General features: G+C 39.5%; 22 protein-coding genes, 1 pseudogene and 1 other annotated feature. Of the genes and pseudogenes, 1 reads left to right on the top strand and 22 read right to left on the bottom strand.

The genetic code is table 11. The features are described 5' to 3' along the window. Positions 1 to 322: 322 nt before the first annotated feature. The 13 genes and pseudogenes from minD to ACERJO_RS16085 form a co-directional block, all read right to left on the bottom strand. Positions 323 to 1,120: a septum site-determining protein MinD gene (gene minD / locus ACERJO_RS16145; protein ID WP_247107174.1), complete on the bottom strand. Its 798-nt coding sequence runs from the start codon at positions 1,118 to 1,120 to the stop codon at positions 323 to 325. 19 nt (positions 1,121 to 1,139) lie between these two features. Next, positions 1,140 to 1,832, bottom strand: coding sequence for a septum site-determining protein MinC (gene minC / locus ACERJO_RS16140; protein WP_247107175.1), 693 nt, complete (start codon positions 1,830 to 1,832; stop codon positions 1,140 to 1,142). A 190-nt stretch (positions 1,833 to 2,022) separates the two neighbouring features. After that, the gene (gene mreD / locus ACERJO_RS16135; protein ID WP_373648132.1) at positions 2,023 to 2,547 is read right to left on the bottom strand and encodes a rod shape-determining protein MreD; all 525 of its coding nucleotides are present in this window, start codon (positions 2,545 to 2,547) and stop codon (positions 2,023 to 2,025) included. Further along, positions 2,544 to 3,419: a rod shape-determining protein MreC gene (gene mreC / locus ACERJO_RS16130; RefSeq protein ID WP_373648131.1), complete on the bottom strand. Its 876-nt coding sequence runs from the start codon at positions 3,417 to 3,419 to the stop codon at positions 2,544 to 2,546. The genes mreD and mreC overlap by 4 nt, the downstream gene beginning before the upstream one ends. A gap of 13 nt (positions 3,420 to 3,432) precedes the next feature. Further along, complete coding sequence (locus tag ACERJO_RS16125; RefSeq protein WP_247107178.1) at positions 3,433 to 4,473, bottom strand: rod shape-determining protein; 1,041 nt, start codon at positions 4,471 to 4,473, stop codon at positions 3,433 to 3,435. 182 nt (positions 4,474 to 4,655) lie between these two features. Beyond that, a pseudogene (locus ACERJO_RS16120) lies at positions 4,656 to 4,811 on the bottom strand (JAB domain-containing protein); the annotation flags it as partial. Positions 4,812 to 4,916: 105 nt separating this feature from the next. Further along, positions 4,917 to 6,110, bottom strand: coding sequence for a group II intron reverse transcriptase/maturase (locus ACERJO_RS16115; protein ID WP_373648130.1), 1,194 nt, complete (start codon positions 6,108 to 6,110; stop codon positions 4,917 to 4,919). Between the two features lie 487 nt (positions 6,111 to 6,597). Beyond that, entirely contained in the window at positions 6,598 to 7,173 is a 576-nt protein-coding gene (gene radC / locus ACERJO_RS16110) for a RadC family protein (protein WP_373648129.1), read from the bottom strand. Positions 7,174 to 7,225: 52 nt separating this feature from the next. Beyond that, complete coding sequence (locus tag ACERJO_RS16105) at positions 7,226 to 7,804, bottom strand: Maf family protein (protein WP_247107180.1); 579 nt, start codon at positions 7,802 to 7,804, stop codon at positions 7,226 to 7,228. Positions 7,805 to 8,015: 211 nt separating this feature from the next. Next, on the bottom strand, positions 8,016 to 9,038 hold the full coding sequence (locus tag ACERJO_RS16100; RefSeq protein WP_373648128.1) for an SPOR domain-containing protein: 1,023 nt from the start codon (positions 9,036 to 9,038) through the stop codon (positions 8,016 to 8,018). A gap of 142 nt (positions 9,039 to 9,180) precedes the next feature. Continuing rightward, the gene (locus ACERJO_RS16095; protein WP_373648127.1) at positions 9,181 to 9,963 is read right to left on the bottom strand and encodes a prepilin peptidase; all 783 of its coding nucleotides are present in this window, start codon (positions 9,961 to 9,963) and stop codon (positions 9,181 to 9,183) included. A gap of 462 nt (positions 9,964 to 10,425) precedes the next feature. Next, complete coding sequence (locus ACERJO_RS16090) at positions 10,426 to 11,718, bottom strand: bifunctional folylpolyglutamate synthase/dihydrofolate synthase (protein WP_373648126.1); 1,293 nt, start codon at positions 11,716 to 11,718, stop codon at positions 10,426 to 10,428. Between the two features lie 313 nt (positions 11,719 to 12,031). After that, entirely contained in the window at positions 12,032 to 14,677 is a 2,646-nt protein-coding gene (locus ACERJO_RS16085) for a valine--tRNA ligase (protein ID WP_373648125.1), read from the bottom strand. A gap of 83 nt (positions 14,678 to 14,760) precedes the next feature. Continuing rightward, positions 14,761 to 14,981 (bottom strand) — a binding site (T-box leader). Positions 14,982 to 15,126: 145 nt separating this feature from the next. Here ACERJO_RS16085 and ACERJO_RS16080 point away from each other — a divergent pair. Then, entirely contained in the window at positions 15,127 to 15,336 is a 210-nt protein-coding gene (locus tag ACERJO_RS16080; RefSeq protein ID WP_373648124.1) for a hypothetical protein, read from the top strand. 66 nt (positions 15,337 to 15,402) lie between these two features. On the opposite strand, the gene ysxE is transcribed toward ACERJO_RS16080, so the two are convergent. The 9 genes from ysxE to hemA form a co-directional block, all read right to left on the bottom strand. Beyond that, positions 15,403 to 16,401, bottom strand: coding sequence for a spore coat protein YsxE (gene ysxE, locus ACERJO_RS16075; protein ID WP_247107186.1), 999 nt, complete (start codon positions 16,399 to 16,401; stop codon positions 15,403 to 15,405). Next, on the bottom strand, positions 16,398 to 17,300 hold the full coding sequence (locus tag ACERJO_RS16070; RefSeq protein WP_373648123.1) for a hypothetical protein: 903 nt from the start codon (positions 17,298 to 17,300) through the stop codon (positions 16,398 to 16,400). Before ACERJO_RS16070 ends, ysxE begins: the two co-directional genes overlap by 4 nt. 14 nt (positions 17,301 to 17,314) lie before the next feature. Beyond that, positions 17,315 to 18,427: a stage VI sporulation protein D gene (gene spoVID / locus ACERJO_RS16065; protein WP_373648122.1), complete on the bottom strand. Its 1,113-nt coding sequence runs from the start codon at positions 18,425 to 18,427 to the stop codon at positions 17,315 to 17,317. Between the two features lie 314 nt (positions 18,428 to 18,741). After that, the gene (hemL, locus tag ACERJO_RS16060; RefSeq protein ID WP_373648121.1) at positions 18,742 to 20,031 is read right to left on the bottom strand and encodes a glutamate-1-semialdehyde 2,1-aminomutase; all 1,290 of its coding nucleotides are present in this window, start codon (positions 20,029 to 20,031) and stop codon (positions 18,742 to 18,744) included. Beyond that, positions 20,024 to 21,022, bottom strand: coding sequence for a porphobilinogen synthase (gene hemB / locus ACERJO_RS16055; RefSeq protein WP_373648120.1), 999 nt, complete (start codon positions 21,020 to 21,022; stop codon positions 20,024 to 20,026). The genes hemL and hemB overlap by 8 nt, the downstream gene beginning before the upstream one ends. After that, a complete protein-coding gene (locus tag ACERJO_RS16050) occupies positions 21,006 to 21,797 on the bottom strand; it encodes a uroporphyrinogen-III synthase (protein ID WP_373648119.1) in 792 nt (263 codons plus the stop codon). Before ACERJO_RS16050 ends, hemB begins: the two co-directional genes overlap by 17 nt. Beyond that, the gene (gene hemC / locus ACERJO_RS16045; protein ID WP_373648118.1) at positions 21,794 to 22,726 is read right to left on the bottom strand and encodes a hydroxymethylbilane synthase; all 933 of its coding nucleotides are present in this window, start codon (positions 22,724 to 22,726) and stop codon (positions 21,794 to 21,796) included. Before hemC ends, ACERJO_RS16050 begins: the two co-directional genes overlap by 4 nt. A 22-nt stretch (positions 22,727 to 22,748) precedes the next feature. Beyond that, complete coding sequence (locus ACERJO_RS16040; RefSeq protein WP_373648117.1) at positions 22,749 to 23,564, bottom strand: cytochrome C assembly family protein; 816 nt, start codon at positions 23,562 to 23,564, stop codon at positions 22,749 to 22,751. 17 nt (positions 23,565 to 23,581) lie between these two features. Further along, the gene (gene hemA, locus ACERJO_RS16035) at positions 23,582 to 24,958 is read right to left on the bottom strand and encodes a glutamyl-tRNA reductase (RefSeq protein WP_247107194.1); all 1,377 of its coding nucleotides are present in this window, start codon (positions 24,956 to 24,958) and stop codon (positions 23,582 to 23,584) included. Positions 24,959 to 25,126 lie beyond the last annotated feature (168 nt).

Here is a 25,126-nt window from a genome sequence, read left to right as displayed (position 1 = left end):
CACACTGCTTTTCTTGGTTTCATCGTGCCGTTTTACAAGTCCATTAAAAAAGTGAAAATCGGAGGCCACTGAAAAAGTTTGGTTTTAACTTTTTCAGTGGCTTTGAAAATCGCACTTGTTCAGTGGCCTCATGAAAAACAAAGGTGAGACCCCGCAGTGCGTAGCACAAGGAGTCTCACCAGCTTCCCGTGGAAAGCGAAGTATATTTCAGGAGCGTTATTTGTACCACTGTGTATTTGTTCGGTTTCTCATTTAAAAAACACTTTTGATCCATCCTCTAGCAACGAGCGAAGCCATTGCTAGTCAAATACTTCATTTTAGGTTATCTCACACTAAAAAATTGCTTAAGCTTCGCCATTACTCCTTTTGAGTCATCTAGAGACATAAGTGGGACGGTCTCACCAAGAATTCTCCGTGCAATGTTTCGGTAAGCAATCGATGCCTTACTTGTTGTTTGAAGTGCGATCGGTTCGCCTTTATTCGAACACTTTATGACTTCATCATCATCAACAACGATACCTATCAAATCAATGGATAGGATCGAGGCAATTTCATCAACATCGAGCATCTCACCATTTTTCATCATATGGGAGCGAATACGGTTGACAATCAGACGAGGGGGTTCAATATCCTCTTCTTTTTCTAATAAACCTATAATTCGATCCGCATCTCGTACAGCAGATAGCTCTGGTGTTGTTACAACAATAGCACGATCAGCCCCAGAAATTGCATTACGAAACCCTTGTTCAATTCCTGCAGGACAGTCGATAATGACATAATCATATTCTTGCTTTAGTTCCAGTATGACCTTCTTTAATTGTTCAGGCTCAATGTCTGTTTTATCTTTTGTTTGAGCAGCTGGCAGTAATGATAAACAATCAAAACGCTTGTCCTTAATTAAAGCCTGCTTCAACTTACAACGCTCTTCAATGACATCAACCAAGTCATAAATAATGCGGTTTTCTAAGCCCATAATAACATCCAAATTCCGAAGGCCAATATCTGTATCTACTAAACAAACCTTCTTACCTGTTAGTGCAAGAGCAGTTCCTAAATTTGCGGATGTCGTTGTCTTTCCAACTCCACCTTTACCACTTGTAATGACGATCGCCTCTCCCACGTTCATAACCCCTTTCTTCCTATTCCATTACCTGATCTACATACTTGCTTAGATGCCGGTGTGTATGAACAAGTTGCTGCACCCTACCAATTTGTAAAGACTGTGTCTTGTGGTCAATATATGCAGATGACATAATCGCTTCCTCTGCTGATTCGAATAGTTTGATTTTGTCTGCAATTTTTAACTGAGAAGGATTAAGAACAGCCGCAGAAATAACTGCATCCTCATTTCCGTTTACTCCCGCATGTGCTATTCCACGAAGTGCTCCCATTATATAAATACTACCAGATGCTTGTAGCTTCCCGCCAGGATTTACATCACCAATGAGTAGAATGTCTCCATCAACATTAATAACTTGTCCTGAACGAACAATACTTGTGAGAGTTATCGTTTGATTTTTACGTTGAATCGTCTGAGCGTCTTCATTGGACAAAACGTGTGAATAAAATCCTTCAATTGCCAATTTACGTCCATTCGTAATAATCGATTCTATTTCTCCCTTTTGCTCTTGTTGTAAATAACGGTATCCACTTTCAACCTTTACGAGCAAATCAGGTCCGTCTGAAAGTTGGTAATGCTTCGATGAAAGCTTGTCCTTTAACTCCTCTATTAAAAGGTCATAGGAACAGAGATCATCTAACAAAAATACCAACCCTTCTTTTGTTCCTTTAATCGTAACATGTTGCTTCTTCGGAACCATTACTGTGTTCACCTCTGTCTCACTCACCTTTTGTCACTATTCACCATTATGAGTTTTATATATAAGAGAGATACGAAATTGTGCTAATGAAAGGATCGTTCCCCACACAACAACGCAATGATATAAATGTCAATAATGATACATTCCACATAAAATGAGAATTTTCCTCTTTTCTTTCAGACTTTCTTTTTTGCTACTTATTTCAACGATTTCTAACCATCTCCTGCTTTAGTACATATTGCATAAGCTTCAGAAATGGAAAATAAATTAAAATAGCAAAAGCTGTATTTAATACAACGCTGGTTAACACGCGCTCTTGCAGAAATACGCGATGTTCTATATCAGCTAGTCCAATTAATGCATACAAGCCATATTGATAATATTCAAAGAACACTAAAGCGGCAATAATGATCGCCAATTGTACGAGAAACATATCTTGAACTCTTTTATATGGAAATACAAAAAAGTACCCAATTAAAGCAAAACTGAATAAATAGGCCCCCAATAATTGGGTGTAGACGACATCGTATATAGCTCCAACAATAAGTCCATATACTAAGCTAACAGGTCGAGTAAAATGAATCCCAATTAAAATAATAAATACGATCATAAAGCGCGGTACAAACACATACGACCATTCATGATGATGAGGAACAAATAATTGAAAGAGTGTACCTTCGATCACAAAGAAAAAAAACACAATGAGAGGGATATAAGCTCGACTCACTCGTTTTCCTCCTCTAACAATTCAGGATCAAGAGTTCTACTAGTCCGTTCAACGACATAGACATAATCTAGTGAATAGAAATCAGCAGTCGGTTTAATATAGGCATTTTGTGTTAAACCATATTCATCTGGTTCTACACTAACCACTTCGCCAATTAATAGCCCGCTTGGATATACCCCACCCTTACCAGTAGTCGTCACCATTTCCTCTTCCTCAATCTCTGCTTCTAAATCAATCTTACGCATGATTAACAGACCTCGATCTTCATCGTACCCTTCAATAAAACCGTTAATCGTTTGATCTGAGGAAATCATTGCAGATACACGATTTGTTCGGTCATTATCACTTAACAATTGGACTCGTGAGGAGAATTCACTTACTTGTTGAACCTTTCCAATTAATCCGCCGGTTGAATCAATCACACCCATATTCGCTTCGATACCATGCTCTGAACCTTTGTTCAATCCGATGAATTCGGTCCAACGATCTGGGTTTCGATGAATGACAACAGCTGAACGAATTAAATAGTCATCTAAGCTTTCCTCAAGCTCTAACATATCCTTTAACGTTTCGTTTTCATTCCGTAATGTATTGCGTTCAATGGAAATTTGCGCATACTCATCTAATCTAGCTTTCAATAATTTGTTTTCTTCATAGACTTGTCTCATATCTTGAACATTTTCAAAGAAACCCGCAATCATGTATGCGGGTTTCATGAAAGCTGTCTGTACCCAAGCAACAGAGTCTCTTATCACTTGCTCCGGACCGGATACGGCTTCGCGATCGCGCATAGAGTATCCAATCAAACCAACTAAAATAATAATACTGACAAGAAGGACAATGAGCTTTTTATTTGAGAAGAAGGAGGACATCCCTGTCACCTACTTACAATTTTCGATCTGATCGTGATGTAATGCCATTCTTCGAGCGGAACAAGTGTATATTTTCCAACGCTCGACCTGTACCAATAGCCACACAATCAAGCGGGTTTTCAGCAACTACAACTGGCATATTGGTCTCTTCACTTAACGCACGATCTAAATTACGCAATAGCGCACCACCGCCTGTTAGTACGATGCCACGATCCATAATATCGGCAGCAAGCTCAGGTGGTGATTGTTCTAATGTGTTCTTAACCGATTCAATAATCGTTGTAACTGTATCCGATAATGCTGCAGAGATTTCGTCCGCTGTCACTGTAATTGTTTTCGGTAAACCCGTTAATAAATCACGACCACGAATATCCATATCATCTACACCTTCAGAATCACCAGCTGAACCAACCTCGACTTTTAGTGATTCTGCCGTTCGTTCACCAATCATTAAATTATACGTTTTCTTAACGTATTGGATAATAGCATCATCCATTTCGTCACCAGCAACTCGAATGGATTGACTTGTCACAATACCACCTAATGAAATGATCGCTACTTCAGTAGTACCTCCACCAATGTCAACAACCATACTGCCCGTCGGCTCCCAAACAGGCAGCTCAGCACCAATTGCAGCAGCAAATGGCTCTTCTAATGTATATGCTTCTTTCGCTCCCGCTTGCTTCGTTGCATCTTCAACCGCACGCTTTTCGACGGCTGTAATACCTGATGGAACACAAACCATCACAGATGGTTTACGAGTAAATAGTGAACGAGTTTTCAATGCTTGACGAATAAAATACTTCAGCATCGTTGCCGTCGTATCGAAATCAGCAATAACCCCATCCTTCATTGGTCGAACCGCTACAATATTACCAGGCGTACGTCCGATCATATTCTTTGCATCATTTCCAACTGCCTCAATTGATCCAGTATCTGTGCGCAGAGCAACAACAGACGGCTCCCTCACAACAATTCCCTTACCTTTTGCATAAACAAGTGTATTAGCTGTCCCTAAATCTATACCTATATCTCTTGAAAAACCACCAAACATCTATGTATCTCCCTTCAATCATATCCAAAATCGTACGATTCATTATATCGAATGTTTACGAAAAAAAATAGCTTCAGTTCCCCGAGTTCTAAAAAAAGTCATAAGCTTACACTTACCATTCTCTATGTTACCACTCTTATCTCTCCTGCGCTATCCTCAAAACGGACGATATTTCAATTATTTTAAACGTAACCCTTCTCCTTAAGACTGATAAATCGTTGATCACCGATAATAATATGATCTAACAATTCAATCCCTAATACTTTTCCCGAATCGGCCAACCTCTTTGTTACATCAATATCTTCACGGCTTGGTGTTGGATCGTAGGGTCGATTATATGCGCCTTGTGAAAGAAGCAACACAGGTTTCATCAATCTCCCTCAGAACCGTACGTACACCTTTCAATGTATACGGCTCGCCGATTGATTCTATTCACATTTTCATTAAAGGTCTCTAAGTTTCAAAAATGTATATCCAACTTCTGTCCCATCCTTCTGTTTGTCCCAAATCATCAATCGACCTTGGCCATTTCTCTTCATTCTTAATGCAACCTTTCTTGAAGTACTTCTCCTTTTGCAGGCGATTGTCTTAACGAAACTTCCCTCAGCATAATAATACAGCAGTCGTAGCAGCGATCGATTAGAAGCAAGCTTGTAATAAGAAGTCATACGAAGCAATTCAGCATTAAAGATTTGAATAATACTTGATTCTGATTTGTTAAGAAGGCTAGGTCGATGAAAAATTTTCTTCTGTTCAACATCTCCATATCCTATTTTCCGAATCATTTGTTTCATCTCAATATAAGGAATTTGTAACGAAATAAAAGTCTGATCTCTACTAGCATCTCTCTTTACAACAATATCATACTGAAGAAATCTCGATAAGTTGCTCATATGACTAATATTCGTCTCAATACCCTTACTTACTGAATACAATTGGTTCATATGTTTTACTATGGTTAGCGCATCAAACTTCCTCCCAGAAACACCCATTCTAAAATGCTCGTTACAGCGAACATAATAGATCGCCCTTTTCATGCTTGTCCGAATTTGCTGAACAGCAAAATCAACCTGTTTCAGAAATATGCTTATACATATGCTTCGAACCATTTTTTTATCCGTAAAATCGTTCGCATGCTCCTTTTCCCATCGTTGCTCAATCGCTATAAGATCAATGATGAATGTAATAAAGCGTTCATCATCAATCTTACGAGAAAGGAAATTTGTTAACTGCGTGCTAAGCTCGACATCATTTAATCGAATAGCTCCTTCCACACACCACGTTACTTTCACAAATGTTTTTTGCAAATAAGACAATGCATCATGCTCATGTTCTGCTACAAACATATTCTTTTGCTCCAATGATGGATAAATATGAACCAAAATGAGTTTTAGGACATCAGCTAGTAACGGATAAATCGTATGAATATACTTACTATTTGTCAATTTCCCTTGTTTTAAAGTATTAATAAGCTCGTCCAGCATATGTGTCGATATGTGATGCTTGTATCGTTTTTGTGAAAGGACTTCTTCCCATAGTGAACGCTTATACAATAATCTATAGCAATCAACAATTTTACGACCTTTTCGTGAAGCATTGTGAATGACGTCTAGCTGTTGCAATGGATCTTTTGCCAACTTCATGACTCCTTCCATTTAGACGTTTATCATCAATCTTTCTCCCTTTCCCATGCCAAACTCATTACAAGCAGACTTTGAGTACTACGGAGAATCCGTTACCTTATGCTAATATGGAAGCACTTAGGCAATCCCTGAATTATATGCTACATTAGTTTCGTAATGGTTAGGTACCCTGTTCGACGTTTTTCTCGACTCGAGAATAGTAAGATAGACTTTGCTATAGCTCATGTTCAGGTGATACATGGCTATTCCATCTTCATTGCCATATAACGATCGTAGACAATGGTGCACCCTACACCCTTCCGTCTAGGATTCAAGCAGTCTAGCCTTTACCATACATTACTTGGCCTGAAGAACGGACTCGACTAGATCGTTTTGCCGTCTCTTCTCCTTTTCCCATCATGCTATTGTCCCTTATTTCGTTTCCTCATAAGGTGAGAGGGTAGCCATAGAATCACGCAAAGAATTCTAAATCAATAGATTACTAATGAGGCATATCGTACAGGCGCACACCTGATGGGTGGTTATGCAAGCATATTATAGAAGCTGCTGAGCGTTTAAACGCTTCTTTGAACACCTCTCTTGGGTGCACAATGCTTGCATTCAAGCTACCAATGAAGACCGTTTTACGGAGGAGTACTTCGTTCTTAGTATTAAGGTAGAGACAATCAAAATGCTCTTGTTGAAGAAATCGCATATCTTCCATGACATAATTAGCGACATCTTCAGGAGAACGAATGACATATCGCTCTTCAGTCTTTAAGCAATGAATTCGTCGTCCAAGCTCGATGGCAGCTGCTAGTTCCACTGCCTTCGCTTCACCAATCCCATTAATAAGGCAAAGTTCTTCAATAGCGGCATCTTTTAATTGGACGAGACCATCAAATGAAGTAAGAACTCGCTGTGCTAATTGGAGTACGGATTCATTCTTCGTACCATTACGTAATAATATCGCAATAATCTCTTGATTAGATAGTGAACAAGGACCTAACTTTATCATTCGTTCTCGAGGTCTTTCTTGCCGAGGAACATCTTTGATTAGTAAGGTTGATGGGGGCAAATGGGAACACTCCTCTCAAATATTAGGCTGTCCCTTTGAAGGATGCGTTCGATTATTTTTTTAGGAGGGGAGTGATCGAAAAGGATTGTAATGCGCGTATCGTTTTGGCTAGCGGTAACCCCATTACTGTATAATAGTCACCTTCTATACGTTGCACAAAATAAGCTCCTAAACCTTGAATTCCGTAAGCGCCTGCTTTGTCAAATGGTTCACCACTTGTGATATACCACTCGATTTCTTTTCGGTTCAGCGGATAAAATGTCACATCGGTCTTATCAAAAAACGTCGTCACCATATCACGAGAATATATTGATACACCTGTATAGACTTGATGAGTTATTCCTGATAATTGAGTAAGCATTCTCTTAGCATCTTCTGCACTAGTTGGTTTACCCAGTATGCTTCCTCTGTCAGAAACAACCGTGTCAGCTCCTAATACAACATCTTGCTCGTATCGCCTCCAAACATCTTCTGCTTTTTGTTCGGCCAATTGCATCACAAATTCATGTGGTGGCAATGGATCTACAACTTTCTCTTCTTTTTCACTTGCTTTCACAATAAATGAAAGCTTCATCTGCTCTAGGAGTTCTTGTCGCCTCGGGGAACGTGAGGCTAAAATGAATGGCTTCATGAAGGGTCACCTCGACAATTGTTTTACTCTATTGTACAAGGTATTAATAAGAATACCAAATTATGTGAGAACAAACAATAAAAAATCGCTGAGAGTAACTGATTTCTTTCATAAAATAAAACACGCAGTAGCTTCCTATCTAAGCACTACGTGTTAACAATTTTATGATGTTATTATCCTCATATAATATTATATGCTAGATTAGTATCATCTATCTCATTGCTTGAATAAGTTCCTCATACGTTGTAATTGACTCTAGCAACGTTTGTTGGCCGTTCCATAGTTTCTCTTCATCGGCAGCATTTGTAAAATCCTTCAAATGATCCTTCGCTGTTATTAACTGATCACCGATCGTTAGAGCTAAAGGCTGTACCTCCTCGTTTAATTGAGCAAAAGCTTGATTCCGTTCCTCTTGTAGCGAATCAATTGATGCTGACAACTGCTCTATTCTCTCATTCGTAATCATCGTTCCCCCGTTCAGACCATCAATCGATAACTGCACCATATCGTAATAAAGGGTCAATGCATTTGTAAACCATTCATACACCTCTTGTGCTTGTCCGGTTATATGATCTCCTTCTACCCGATATGATTTCAAATACGTATCTTGACCATATCCTTCATAAATTTCGTTTATTTTCGTTGCTTGAGCACGATCTCCTGCAACCCCAATAAACATATAGATAGGATCAGTACTAGTCGTTATCGTTGCAGCAAATCCTTGTTCTTGAATGGATTGCACACTTTTTTCAGCTTGGTCCAATTCCGTAAATGCTGCGCCTTGTACCACTTCAATCGCTAAATTAGGCATTCCTTCTTTCTCCTCAGAGAAGGTTGGAACAGCACCTGTTGACTGTTCTGACATCTGTGAAACATTCATATCATTTCCTGTAAACATATTTAAAATGACAAGACCGAGGCTTACACCAACGATGATCGCAGATCCTAGTGCAGCAACTAGCATATAAGGGAACGTTTTGGATTGAGAGTGGGGCTTTTTCTTTCTTTTATATGGAATTTTCGGACTTTTCTCGCGATTCCCATCATCCCAATAAGGCTGCTCATTTCGCTGACGTACCTCCTGCTTTTCTCCAAAATCAATGACATTATCTGGGGGCGGAATAAAGGCATATTGGTTATCTTCTTTTTCGTTTGTAGCTGCGACTGTCCTTTCTTGAACATGATGTTCTTTACCGTTTAGACGTACAGAGATTGACCGCTTCTTTTGCTCCAACTTTCTTGCACCCCTTCCTATCATTTGATTAACAGTTATAATTCATTCTATTAATATAATCGAATTGATAGAACTATAATTTAAAATATTTATTGTGATCAGAGAAATATATCGTATGCTTATCGTTTATGTTAAGAGTTTTTTACACAAACAGAGCTAAAACGGATAATCCAAAATAATTGATATACAATTCTAATAGTGAAGAACCGTAAAAATAAGCTAAGATTGTTCCGATTACAATGAATGGTCCAAATGGAAAAGGCTGTCCTTTTTTCACCTTTCCTACTAACATTCCTATTATACCAATGATTGCCCCGATTAAACACGAAAAGAAAAAAGCTACTAATACTTGCTGCCAGCCAAGGACCATACCTATAACACCAAAAAGTTTCACATCCCCTCCTCCCATTCCACCTCTACTAGCGATTGCAATAATCCAAAGCAATAGGAAACCTATTATCCCACCTAAAAGAGGACTCCAATCCGAAGTCAGCGGAGCAATCGTATATCGCAAAATAATGAAAAGAGGAAAGAAAAATAGAAGCACTTGATCTGGAATAATCATATAGCTAATATCACTTACTACTACAATCATGAGAAGGGAAATAAATAAAAGAGCCACAAAAATTTCAGGAGTTAAATGAAAATTCCAATAAGCCAATACAAACAAGAAGCCCGTTAATCCTTCAATAATTGGATAAAGCGATGATATACGTTGCCTACACATTCGGCAACGTCCTTTCGTAAACAAAAAGGAAAACAGAGGAATTAAATCAACAATGATTAAAGGACGTTCACACGTTGGACAATGTGAACGAGGGCTCATGATCGATTCCTTCTTCGGAACACGTAATCCAACAACATTAACAAACGAACCTACCACCATTCCTAGCAGAATCAAGTAACTCATTATTACGATATTCATAGTGTATGTACCTCAAATAATTTTAATTAGGAAACTTTTTACTTGTTACTCTAAAATATTTGTTTGAATTATTACTAAAAAGGAAAAGAGTTAGTCATTCTTTACGAATGGGAGGAAAGGAAAAACGCGAGTTGTATACAATACAGATTCATTTCACGTCACAAAGTGTGACCATTACTGAGGATTCAATTGATGTGATGCTCATACGTTTACATTTAACTTACTATTTTTATTTTATTCTATTATAGAAAGTAATTACAAGCAATATGAGGCCCGATCATATTAGTTATAGAGAGCTTTTTCAACTTTAAGAAGAGGCTGGGACAAAGTGGTTTAACTAAAAGACACGCCGAACAATGATAGATGGTGGACGTAAACCGCTCCTGAAATATACTTCGCTACGTTCATCTTTTGTTCGGGTTTCCAGATAGACACTTTAGTTATGTCCCAGCCTCTGTCCCTTCACCTTTCCATTAACCATTTTCTTACTTCAGCTATGAAGTACAATGAACCACATATGATTAATAAGCTGTTATTATCTACGTCTTTTTCTCTTTCTAGAACGGCTTTTTTCCAATCGTCTTCAGCACGCACATCTCTGCCCATTAATGCAAATGGCTCGTACAAATCCTCTGAACTCGACGCACGAGGAAAAGGAAACGTTGTGAACGTCACATGCATTTGTTCATGAATGAATGGCTTCATTAACGATGTAACATCCTTTTCCTTTGTCATAGCAACAACCATATAACATGTATAGCCTGCATAGTGCTGTTTTAGCGTTTCTGCCAAAGCACGAAATCCTTCTTGATTATGTGCTCCATCCAATATAATCGTTGGATTCTGTTGAATGACCTCGAACCTACCAATCCATGAGGCCGACCTCATTCCGTCCATGATTTCTTGTTCACCAACCGGAAATCCTTTGTCCATTAACCGTTCAATGACTTGTATGGCAACAGCAGCATTATCACGCTGATGAGGACCTTTTAACTGAATCGTGATATCACGTTGACTTTTTCCACTATATTGGATCTGTTGATCGACTGGTGAGCTGTTAATCATCGCAACTGTAAAATGCTCTCCTAGCTCATAATACTTCGCTTCCTTGTCTTTTGCGATTCTTTTTATGACCTTTTTCGCTTCTTCCTGTTTCACACCTGAAACGATCATTCCTGCTTTTTTAATAATTCCTGCTTTTTCTGCAGCGATTTCTTCTAACGTATGACCAAGTACGTGCATATGATCATATCCAATGGATGTGATCACTGAGATGAGTGGTTTCACAACGTTCGTAGAGTCGAGCCTTCCACCTAATCCTACTTCTAGTAATACAAGATCCGTATGAACTCGTTCAGCAAAATAGACAAAGGCTATTAATGTAATCACTTCAAATTCAGTTGGTTGATCATCTGTTTTTGTGACTAACTCTTCGACAAAAGCTTTTACTTTATTCGTACAATAAACAAGATCCTCTTCAGATATCGGCTTCCCATTCATGGCAATTCGCTCTTCAAACCGTTCAATGAATGGCGAAGTGAATGTTCCAACGTTATATCCAGCCTTTTCATACACATGACGCATGAAACTAACGGTTGATCCTTTCCCGTTCGTTCCAGCCACATGAACGATTTGAAGATTTCTTTCTGGATGATCTAACTTCTCCAATAGCCATTCCATCCGCTCTAACCCTGGCCGAACACCAAATTGTAACAGCCCATGTATCCACTTAATCGCTTCTTCTCCTGTTTTCATTCAAGTCATCCTCCCAATGGCGCCTAGCAGAAAGCTTCCTGATAACGATAATATCTTTTTTAGAAAAAGGGATCGCACAACTATACTAGTCAAGACAAAGAGAGCATTGAAAACGTTCGTTTCTTCCTCTTTTTTGAAATCCTTTAAGCAGTGTGCGAAACCGTCATCCATTTTAAAAAGCTTGATACGATTGAGTTTCTCGTATCAAGCGGGTAACAAGTGAAGCCATTGCTAGTAACTCAAAGGCACTGAAAAAGATCGTTTTAATTCTTTCAGTGGTCTCATGACATCACCTTCTCACCTTAAATGATGATTAATCCTTCAATTCCGAAATACGTAATCGCACAGCAGCACGCTTTGCTTCATAATCTTCCTTCTTAGCCTTTTCCTCTTCAATCACTTTCTCAGGTGCTTTAGCTAAAAAGCCTTGGTTGTTCAATTTCTTTTCTACTCGTTCAACTTCTTTATCGAGTTTTTGCAGCTCTTTTTCTAAACGAGCGATTTCGGCATCCAAGTCAAGTAAACCAGCTAACGGCAGGTACAATTCTACTCCCGTTAACACTTGTGACATAGATTTCTCTGGAGCAGATAAGCCAACAGCCATCGTTAATGTTTCAGGATTACAGAACTTCTCAATATAGCTCTTTCCACGATTTAGTTGGTCCATCACTTCATCTGTTGAAGCATGAATAAGAAGCTCAATTTGCTTACTCATTGGAACATTTAGTTCCGCTCGTGTATTACGTACAGAACGGATAATATCTTTTAATAAGTCCATATCCTTTACAGCTTCATCAAAGATCCATTCATCCTTCTTAACAGGCCAAGAACTAACGGTTATAGATTTACCTTTGTGTGGTAGATGTTGCCATATTTCCTCGGTAATAAATGGCATCATCGGATGTAATAATCGCATCGTCTCATCTAAAACATACGCTAATACGGAACGAGTCGTATGCTTGGCTGCTTCATCCTCTCCGTATAATGGTAGCTTCGCCATTTCAATATACCAGTCACAGAAATCATCCCAAATAAAGTTGTAGAGAATTCGGCCCACTTCACCAAATTCATACGCGTCCATTAAACGAGTCACGTCACCAATCGTATGTTGAAGTCGAGTTAGAATCCATTTATCAGCAATTGATTTTTTACCTGTTAGATCAATATCCTCAACTTTTAACCCTTCCATATTCATTAAAGCAAAGCGAGAGGCGTTCCATATTTTGTTGCCGAAATTCCACGTTGATTCAACCTTTTCCCAATAAAAACGCAAATCATTTCCCGGGGAACTGCCTGTCGATAGGAAAAACCTTAATGAATCAGCCCCGTATTTTTCGATAACGTCCATCGGATCGACACCATTCCCTAACGACTTACTCATCTTTCGACCTTCTGAATCTCGTACAAGCCCATGGATTAATACATTCTCAAATGGTTTCTTATCCGTAAATTCTAACCCTTGGAAGATCATACGAGAGACCCAAAAGAAAATAATATCGTAGCCTGTCACAAGGGCGTTGGTTGAATAATAACGGTTATAGTCATTTGAGTCTTCATCAGGCCAACCCATTGTCGAGAATGGCCAGAGCGCAGAGCTGAACCATGTATCTAATACATCTTCATCTTGATCCCAATTTTCACTATCCTCAGGTGCTTCATGTCCAACGTGCACCTCTTCTGTTTCTTTGTGATACCAAGCCGGAATTCGATGCCCCCACCAAAGTTGACGTGAAATACACCAATCACGAATATTTTCCATCCAACGTAAGTACGTTTTCTCAAAACGATTTGGCACAAAGTTCACTTTGTCCTCTTCAGACTGTTGCAAATCGATTGCAGCATCAGCTAATGGTTGCATTTTCACAAACCATTGCGTCGACAAATACGGCTCAACAACCGCACCGCTTCGCTCTGAATGGCCAACCGAATGCATATGCTCTTCAATTTTGAAAAGAACGCCTTGCTCCTGCAAATCACGAACAAGCTGCTTACGACATTCAAAGCGGTCAAGACCTTGATACTGACCAGCATTTTCATTCATCGTTCCATCTTCATTCATGACGAGAATACGTTCTAAGTCATGACGATTGCCAATTTCAAAGTCATTCGGATCATGAGCGGGTGTAATTTTCACTGCACCAGAGCCAAATTCCATATCGACATAATCATCGGCGACAATTGGAATCTCCCTACCTGTAATCGGAAGCGTCGCCGTCTGACCAATAAGGTGTTTATAACGTTCATCTTCTGGATGAACAGCAACTGCTGTATCACCAAGCATCGTTTCAGGTCGTGTCGTCGCTACCTCAATCGAACCTGACCCTTCTGTTAATGGATAACTCATATGATAGAAGGCACCTTGAACATCTTTATAAATAACTTCAATATCTGATAAGGCGGTTCTCGTTTGCGGATCCCAGTTAATAATATATTCTCCACGATAGATTAACCCTTTTTCGTACAATGAAACGAAAACTTCTCGGACAGCCTTGGAAAGTCCTTCATCAAGCGTAAAACGTTCACGTGAATAATCAAGTGAAAGACCTAGCTTCGCCCACTGATTACGGATAAACGTCGCATATTCTTCCTTCCATTCCCATGATTTCTCTAAAAAGGCTTCACGACCAAGCTCATAACGGCTTGTCCCTTGTTCCTTTAGCTTCGCTTCAACCTTTGCCTGTGTGGCAATCCCCGCATGATCCATTCCAGGTAACCATAACGTATCATAGCCTTGCATTCGCTTCATACGAACTAATATATCTTGTAAAGTCGTATCCCATGCATGTCCTAAGTGTAGCTTACCTGTTACATTCGGTGGAGGAATGACAATTGAGTAAGATTCCTTATCTTCTCCTCCTGTTGCTTCAAAGAATTTCCCTTCAAGCCAATAAGAATACCATTTCGCTTCGGTTTCCTGTGGATTGTATTTCGTCGGCATTGAATGTTCTTGATTTTCCATATACACTTACCTCCAACCTTTTTCTATGTAGCTTATACTGAGAAAGCAAAGTGAGCTGAATCAGCATAAAAAAACTCCCTCATCCAAAGGACGAAGAGAGTTTGATTTCGCGGTACCACCTTTGTTTGTAGTCAAAAAACTACACACCTCAAACTGTTAACGGTCAGCTCCGGCTAGCCTACATTTACTTTCAGCATAGCAGCTCCTAGGCGACATTCAACTCATACATCTTAAGAAATCTCACAGCTATTGATTTCTCTCTCTGAAAGGTTCTGAGCTTACTCTTCCTATTCTTTGCAATCATTATATGTGATTATATTTTAGTTGATCTGTTTGTCTACGTCAAGAACAGCTCGATCCACATTATTACTTTCCTATACATCTTAATCACCCAAAGGAAACAAACCACATAATGTAGTAGTATGAGAAAGCTAGAAAGTGGGATGACCATGTTCAATAAACGATACCAACCGTATAAGCCTCCTTACCCTGGACGACCGAATTGGTGGTTAAAATGCAAGCTCATGTTTATGCAAATATTAGTTCCACTCATTATTTTCCAGCTCATTCGAACCTTATTATTTCCAACAACATTCGATGTCATTTTACTAACAATGATGATTGTCTTTTATTGTTCATTAAAGATGAAATTATTTTAGCATAACGCAAATAACGATAGACACAGAAAAGATCACCTTCTTTTCTGTGCCATTTTGTTAAATGAATCACTGCTTTTCTTCATCTGGAACGATGATCAACTTTTGTGTGATTCGCTGCACTCGGCGCATCGACATTAATCGTTTTTCTAAACGTTGAACGTGTTCTAGCTCTTTCATCGATCGATGTGAATGCACATAAGCTTCCACTGCAAAAGCAATCGGCTCTGGAAAGTTCAAATAGGCACACGTTAAGTATTTTTCTTCTTCAAGTAAAGGTAAATGTCCCTCATATCTCATAAACCAGGTCAAAATATCATCATCTGACCAGTACCCCTTTGAAAAGCTATATCGGCAAAAGCTCGCTAATTCTCGTGCTGGTGTGTCAATCGCTGCCCGTTCAAAATTCAATAACAATGGCTCATTTTCATTATTAAAAATCGCATGGGAGCGTTGCATTCTTCCATGACAAAGCACGGTTCGATACGTTTCCTTTTCTAAACATAGTTCATACCATTTCTTTAAGTGCTCCTTCGCTGTTTCAGCCATTTGATCTAACATATATGCATGCGTTAAAAACGTTAATTCAAATGGTGACATATAGGTTCTCTTTTCTGCTTGATCAGCAAATCGAGTTAATTCTAGTCTCCTAAGCTCCCATCGTTGTAATAGTTGATTATATGACTGTTCCACATTCTCTTTTAAAAAGGGCTGTGTTTTCACTGTTAGACGATGAATCGCTCCAAGCTGACTAGCTAGCCTTTCTTCCTTCGATTCTCGTGCTGTATATTCAACAGGCTCAATCCAAGGCATAACATAATAGGTGTGCTGATGTGTTGATACAGTGTATTCTCCATATTTTGTTGGTAAAACAGGAACAAGCTTGTTATAACCATGCTTCGTTAGCTTCTTTAAGGAATGTATAAATTCATCTGCCTGATGCCTTGAAATGTTTGATTCCTTTAAAGCGAACACTCCACGATTTGTAGTCACTTTTTTTATTTTTCCTAGCTCTTCAATTTCTTGTGGATATAAATCATAATAATACAAAATTGATTCGTAGCTCATGTTACAGACACCTTCTTTTTATCGATCATCTTACTCATCATACGAACTAGCTGTTTCGAAATATCCCATTCCTTCTTTACAAGCTGAAACCTTTCCTCAAACGACTCTCGATCGATCGCTCCATCTCCCACATTTATTTGCCAGTCGTTTAATTCATACGGTCTGAGCATTTCTGCAAGAATTTGAATCGATTGCTCTCTCTCAAGCTGATTGACTATTCCCTGCATTAGTTTCTTACAGGATTGCTCACCCTCTTCGACATACCAATTACGGAGGAATCGAGCTATATGTTCATATCCAACAACAGGTACTTCCATCGTACCAACCCAATATAGAACCTGGGCAACAGACCTCATTTGATCGGTGGACATCATTGGATCAAGATAAGGCAATGGGGTTGAATCTGTTAGTTCCATTAAGGCATTCGCTTTTTTCTCTCTCATTTCTCCTTCTCGGATGAGGAATTCACACTCCATTCGCCTATTTTCCTCTAAATGAGGAACATAAGAATCCCCATTTTCATAGAAGCATTTTGATACCGGTTGAGGAATAATGTTCGTCTCTGTTCTTAATCCATATTGAATGAATGAAACAATGGCTTTTGCAATGATTGGTTCTTGTCCGCTTATCGGATAGCGAGCAACCACTTCATCATGAGCCGTTATATAACCGTCTTCATGCTCAGCATATGGCTTGTGATTCCTCGTTCTTAGCATTCGATCCATTAGAATATAAGGCGTGTCACTGCAGTGATCACGCCAAGAAATATGCCATTCTAATAGTTGTTTATCTTCCCAATATCGAATTCGTTTTAAGCCTTTATCTGTTTTAATAAGCTCGTTATTAATGTACGAGACGTCTCCCCAGTTATAGTTTTCTTGTAAAAAGTCGATCAGCATGTTAAACGACCCCTTTATGATTCAACCGATATCGGAATATACAGAATCTGTCCTTCCTCTACTTGCTCTCCTTGAAGACGATTCATTCGAATCAATTGACTCATACTAATATCATAGCGTTGGGCAATCATTTCCAACGATTCATTCTCTTGAATGATACACATCTTCCACTTTGAAAATCGCTCCTCTCCCTTAGATAACATTTTCGTTAAGTAAAGAGCATTTTCCTCACGAGGCTTTTTTTCGTCGACTTCCTCAACATGACCATGATCTAATTCTTGCTCATTACTCGAAGTTGGTTGGTCGACCGTTTTTGGTTTCGCCAGCTCTTTCAATGGCGAGATGTGAATATTCATTTCCTTCTCTTGTTCAACCTCTTGCCATTCTTCTACAGGTTCTTCTAATTCATCATTAGAACGATCCACTTCTTCCACTTCTGCTTCACTAGCCAACTTGAGGTCATTTTCTGATTCACCCACGACTGAGCTGTTACTTTCTGAAGACGTTTCTTCTTCCTCCTGTAACTCATTGCCTTCCTCTTGATAAGCTTGCTCTGCAACCTGTTGTCTCACTTCCATTTCCTTTTCGATGCTTTGCTCCTTTTTCGCTTCAAACGAAAAAGCAGTCGTTGTCGCTTCCTCTTTTTCTTGCTCATCTTCCTTGACTCTATCAACTGCATCATCTTGTTTATACGTCATACCACTAATAGCAATATCAGCTGTTAACTGGATGCAACTCGGCTCAGGTAAATCGTAATCAAATGATTCAACTTGAACATAAACATCATCTAAATTTTGAATTCGATTACTTGGAATCGTTACGTCTATTGGGAAATAATGTTTAATTTCACCAACTCCGTTAGAAGACACCCTCACATCTCCTACTGATCGAAACGAAACCTGCTCTTCTAACGAACCTTGCTCAAGATCTACCTGTTCCTTTTCCGAAGAACGATATTCACCTAGCAGGCGTAACCCCCCTCGAATATAAACATGGGCATCGCGCTCTTCAATCATAATTTCGGGTTCTAATGACATCCCAATCACTTCTTCTACTTCTTCCCCTTTATTCAACCAAACGGATTCCTCAATTGAAAACGATAGTTTAGATGGATGTTCTAATGACACGCTTCATTCCTCCTTGTCATAATCATCTCGTGCACAGTATGATTCGTTCCCAGTCAGTACAATACCACTCTATGACAAGTCCCTTTCGTTTATGCTAACAAACGATATTTTTTATGAATAACCTTTTCAGAATGAAGCATTTCCAAGAAATTAATAAGCAGGTTTCTTACAGACAAACGTGTAACATACGAAGCAGATGGTACCCACAAATCCATTTCCAAATCCCATGTCTAAGCACCCATCTTATAAATTCTGAATCAAAAAAAAAGCGCATAAAAAGACCATTCATCTTTTCATGCACTCTTCTCATCTAGTTATTTTTCCAATAAAGCAAATGCCTTTCTTGCAGCTTCGATCGTCTGATCAATATCTGCTTCCGTATGCTTCGTTGATAAGAACATTCCTTCAAATTGTGAAGGTGGAAGGGAAATTCCTTGCTTCAGCATTTCTTGAAAGTAAGCAGTAAAATAGTCTAAATTAGACATTGATGCTTTTTCGAAATTCGTAACTTCTTCATCCGTAAAGAAAAAGCCAACCATCGAGCCAGCTCGATTAATTGTATGCGGTATCTCAGAGGCAGTCGCAGCTTCTGATAGACCGTCAGCTAGTCGTTTCCCCAATCGATCAAATTGAACGTAATCATCCTCCGTTAATTGCGATAGCGTTTCATAGCCCGCACACATCGCCAATGGATTCCCAGACAAGGTTCCCGCTTGATAAATCGGACCGCTCGGAGCAATCCGCTCCATTATTTCTCGTTTACCACCATAGGCACCAACAGGTAATCCACCACCGATCACTTTTCCAAGACACGTTAAGTCTGGTGTAATACCAAAGCGACCTTGAGCGCAATGATAACCGACTCGAAAGCCAGTCATCACTTCATCAAAAATTAGCAGCGTTCCATTTTCTTCTGTCATTTTTCTTAACTCTTCTAAAAATCCTTGCTGCGGAGGAACGACACCCATATTACCTGCTACAGGCTCAATAATCACACCAGCTAAATCGTCGCCAAATTGCTCAAATACATAACGAACACTTTCAAGATCATTATACGGGACGGTAATTGTATTTTTCGCTACCTCTTCTGGGACACCAGGGCTATCTGGTAGCCCTAACGTCGCTACACCGGAGCCAGCCTTAATTAATAACGAATCACCATGACCATGGTAGCAGCCTTCAAATTTCAAAATTTTACTTCTCCCTGTATAACCACGAGCTAATCTTAATGCACTCATCGTCGCTTCTGTACCTGAATTCACCATTCGAACGACTTCAATAGAAGGGACTCGTTCAATGACTAACTTCGCAAGCTTCGTTTCAAGCTCATTCGGTGCTCCAAAGCTTGTCCCTTTCTCAGCCGTTTCTTTTAATGCTGAAATGACTTGAGGGTCGGCATGACCAAGTATTAACGGACCCCATGATAACACATAATCAATGTATTCATTTCCATCCACATCATAAATACGAGTACCTTCACCTTTTTCCATAAAAACAGGATCCATTTTGACCGATTTAAAAGCCCGGACAGGACTGTTTACCCCTCCTGGCATTAACGGCTTCGCTTCTTCAAACGCTTGCTTTGATTTTTCAAAACTAGGCATGTTCATGACCTCCTCGCTCTTCACGCAACCAATGAGCTACATCTTTCGCATGATACGTTAAAATTAAGTCCGCTCCAGCTCTCTTCATACTAACGAGCTTCTCTAATACAATCTCTTTCTCATTAATCCAGCCTTGCTTGCTGGCTGCTTTTACCATCGAATATTCACCACTTACATTATAGGCAACGACAGGTGCACCAACATGATTCTTCACTTCTCGAATAATATCCAAATAAGATAAAGCCGGCTTCACAATGAAGAAGTCTGCCCCCTCTTCCAAATCTGATTGTGCTTCACGAATCGCTTCAAGACGGTTAGCAGGGTCCATTTGATACGTTTTACGGTCACCAAACTTCGGTGAACTATGTGCAGCATCACGGAAAGGGCCGTAGAAAGCAGATGAATACTTAACAGCATACGACATAATCGGAATGTCTTCGTATCCAGCTTGATCAAGACCTGTTCGAATGGCCACAACGAAACCATCCATCATATTAGAAGGTGCGATAATATCCGCTCCTGCCTTAGCTTGTGAAATCGCTGTTTTCGCTAATAAATTTAATGTTGTATCATTCAAAACGTTTCCATCTTCAATGACTCCACAATGGCCATGGTCCGTAAACTGACAAAGACATGTATCAGCTATAACCGTCAGTTCAGGATGATTTTGTTTGATTTGGCGGATCGCACGCTGAACAATGCCTTCCTCATGGTAAGCAGATGAACCGACATCATCCTTCTCATTTGGAACACCAAAGACAATAATCGCTTCAATTTGTAGATTCACAGCTGACTGTACTTCCTCATCAAGTAAATCCAATGACCATTGGAATACATTCGGCATTGATGGGACTTCATTTTTTACATTTGTACCTTCTGTTACAAAAATCGGATAAATAAGATCTTCGGTATGCAAATGGGTTTCTCTTACTAAATTGCGAATCGCTTTCGATTTCCGTAAACGGCGATGACGTTTAAATGATAAATCCATTGTTTTTCTCCTCCTTTACGTGAGCAATAATCGCTTCGATTAGTGCATCAATCGTATAGTTAGTTGGCATGATATCGACTTTCATCCCTTCCATAAGCGCTGTCTGTTTCGCAATCGGACCAATACAAGCAATTTGACTACTCATGTTTGGTAGGTCAATATACCGTTCTTGACATAATTGACTAAAATGACGAACAGTAGAAGAGCTTGTAAACGTTAAAATCGTTGGTGACTTTTGTAAGGCCCTTTCTACGTCTTCTCCATTAACAGGGCAATACGTCTCATAGACGATAATTTCCTTAGCGTCCACTCCTAAATCAGCTAATCCTTCTAGTAATGTCGCACGCCCTAATTGACCGCGAGTAACGAGCACTTTGTCATTCGGCTTTAATTCATCTTTCAATACTTGTAGCAAGCTTTCTGCGATGAACTCACTAGGAAGTAAGTCTGCCTTTAATCCATATGACTGTAAAGCATCTTCTGTCTTTTCACCTACAACAGCAATGTTAAAATGCTCACGCTGTTCTCTAATTTGTTCCTCATAAGCGTGTATTGTATAGTGAACACCATTTGCACTCGTGAAAATGAGCCAATTCACTTCATTAAGCTGTTTGATCGCTTTACTTAATTCATCTTGATTTGTAGCTCGAAATGCGATGAGTGGTAATTCGATCGAAATACCACCCTCATTTTCAATTCGGTCGACCAAGCTTTGAGACTGTCCCTCTGCACGTGTCACTAAAATTCGCTGACCACTTAAAGGCCGTTTAGTCATTCTTGCTCAAGCTCTTTCTTTACTTGATCTAAAATATCCTTAGCTCCTTGATCTAACAGCTTTTCCGAAGCCGCCATACCAACTGCAACTGGATCAGAGCCAGAAACCGTTTCCTTTAAAAGAATACGACCATCAGGTGAGCCTACTAAGGCAGTCAAGGTGACATCATTATTGCTCACCGTTGCATAGCCTGCAATCGGAACTTGACAACCACCTTCCATTCGATGAAGAAATGTTCGTTCAGCTGTCACAGCCTTTGCTGTCTCATCATCCTGAATGCGTTGGAGCAAATCAATCAGCTCTTGGTCATCAGCACGACATTCTAAACCTAGTGCCCCTTGTCCTACAGCAGGTACACAAACAGATGGCTCCAAAAATTCCGTCACTAAGCTCTCTGGAAAATCGAGTCTTTTTATGCCAGCAGCTGCTAGTACAATTGCATCAAAACTCTCTTCACGGAGCTTACGCAAACGCGTTTCGACGTTACCGCGAATCCATTTTACTCTTAAGTCCGGCCGTTCTGCTAATATTTGCGCTGAACGTCGCAAGCTACTCGTACCGACAATGGCTCCAGCACGTAAATCAGCCAGCTTAATGTGGTTATTCGAAATGAATGCATCACGAGGATCCTCACGTTCCGTAATGGATGCTAACGTAAAAGAGTCCTGCAATACAGATGGGACATCCTTCATACTATGAACCGCTAAATCAATTTCCCCATCAATGAGTGCTTGTTCAATTTCCTTGACAAATAACCCTTTGCCACCGACCTTTGAAAGAGTGACGTCAAGAATTCGATCTCCTTTTGTCACAATTTTCTTTACTTCAAAATCAAAAGGAACATTTAATGCCTTCAAACGTTCGATCACCCAGTTCGTTTGGGTTAACGCTAAATTACTTTTTCGTGAACCAATGACGATTTTCCTCATGCTCAACCTCCAATTACCAAGATTAATACCAAATATGAAAATTTGAGTATTGACCTGATAAGAAATAATTAATTAACAATATAAGAAAGCTAGCAATCGCAAGCAATGCCATATTATAGCCTCTTATCAATCTGACCACTCGTAAATATAAATAAACCCCATATATGAACAATACAAACAAGGAGCTAATCACCTTTGCATCAAGTAATGGGATTTGACCTAATTGACTATATCCCCAAACAAAGCCAAGAATTAGACCAATTAAGAGAAGCGGCCAAGCCCCTAATATCGCAAAGAATGAAATCGAATCTAGCTTTGACAAGGCTCCAAATCTGCCTAATTGCTTACCCCATTTTTTCTTTTTAAGCATATGATGCTGGATTACATACAGCAATTGGCAAGCAAATGCCACTGTAAAACCTGCATATGACAACATTATAATTGAAATATGTATAATAAGTAATTCAGAAGCAAGCAGCTCCGATAATGCTGGTGGAACATCCTGATCCGGTGTGAATAAGCTAAAGGTCATCATGCTAAATCCAATCACATTTGTAAAAAAAACAAGAAAATCGACTCGGAAATACCAATTAATGACTAATGACAACGTGACGATCAACCAAGCATAAAAAAATAACCCTTCAAATGGCGTTAGTAGCGGCACTCGTCCTAACTCAAATAGCCTTACGATAAAAAAGGTTGTTTGGAGAACCCAAACAATAGAAAGCAACCAGAAGGCCATCCGATTGACCTTCCGGTTGTTCTGTAAAAAATCAATAAAATAACCAAACACACTGAAGCTATATAAAACAATCGTAATAGGATAAATCCAGTTCATATATCAGTCCTTCTTTCTTAAGAACGGACAACCGCTTTATGCTTCGTTGCTGCTACATGCTCCTTCTTAGTTGCTTCCCATTGCTTTTCTACTTTCAGAATACGCTCTTCCTCCTCTTGTGACGCTAATTCATCTTCAAGAGCAAAGATCGTCGTAAATAATTCTAATGCTTGATCTGCATCCTCTTCTCCAGCCAACTCCTTCACTCTCGTAATCGGATCACGAAGTAGTTGATTGACAATGCTTTTTGTATGCTTACGCAATACTTTCTTCTCTCGATCTGATAGATGAGGCAGCTTACGTTCTATGCTTTCCATCGTTTCAGCTTGTACGTTCAAAGCCTTTGTGCGCAAAGCCGTAATAATAGGTACGACTCCTAGCGTCGTTAACCATTGACTAAAATCCGCTAACTCGAGTTCGATCATCAATTCGATCTTTTCAGCTTCACGTTTTCGTTCCGATAAGTTCGCTTCAACAATATGCTGTAAATCATCAATATCATATAAATACACATCGTCAATTTCAGCTATACGCGGGTCTAAATCTCTAGGAACGGCGATATCGACCATAAATAATGGTCGGCCTTTACGTTGCTTTAACGTTTGGCTAACCATCTCTTTCGTCACAACAAAGTCGCGCGAACCTGTTGAGCTAATAAATACATCCGCCTCAATTAAAGATTGCTCTAATTGTGAGAACGACTTCGCTGCTCCTCGGAACTGTTCAGCGAGCACTTGAGCCTTTTCAAGCGTACGATTAATGACTGTAATCGCTTGAGCCCCGTTATCGTGCAAATGCTTTGCCGTTAATTCACTCATCTTTCCAGCACCAAGCAAAGAAACTTGCTTCCCTTGAAATTGTCCAAAGATCTTCTTCGCAAGTTCAACCGCGGCATAGCTAACCGAAACGGCATGCTCGCTAATTTCTGTCTCTGTATGAGCTCGTTTTCCAAGAGTAATGGCCTGCTTAAACACTTGGTTAAAAATCGTTCCAGTTGCTGCTTCTGATTGAGCTAATAGAAAACTCGATTTCACCTGGCCTAATATTTGTGTTTCGCCAAGAATCATCGAGTCCAACCCGCAAGCTACACGAAACAAATGTTCAACGGCATGTTCATTTTCACGAATATCTAAATAAGGAGTGAAGTCTTCCTTCGGTAATTGAAACCAATCCGCTAAAAATGTCTTTGTATAATGACGACCTGTATGTAGCTGGTCTGCCACAACGTATACTTCTGTACGGTTACAAGTCGAAACAATTGTGCATTCTAAAATACTTTTCATTTGTCTTAGCTGTAATAACGCCGTAGGAAGCTCAGATTGTTGAAAAGCGAATTTCTCTCTCATTTCAACTGGTGCCGTTTTATAGTTAAATCCAACAACAATAATATGCATCCTGACGTTCACCCCCTTCATTCATGTCCATACAATATCTCATATATGCTTATTTCTATATTCGCTCGCAAATTGCTCTCTTCTTCTCTCTATATCACTCATATATTATAACATGTCTATGTCTAAGCTCAAAAAAATTTTGTGAACAGTTCATGAATCTATTCTTTT

The organism is Halalkalibacter sp. AB-rgal2, from assembly GCF_041821005.1.
GTDB lineage: Bacteria > Bacillota > Bacilli > Bacillales > Bacillaceae_D > Halalkalibacter.
Note: the sequence above shows the minus strand (reverse complement) of the source record. Positions and strands in the feature narration are given on the sequence as shown.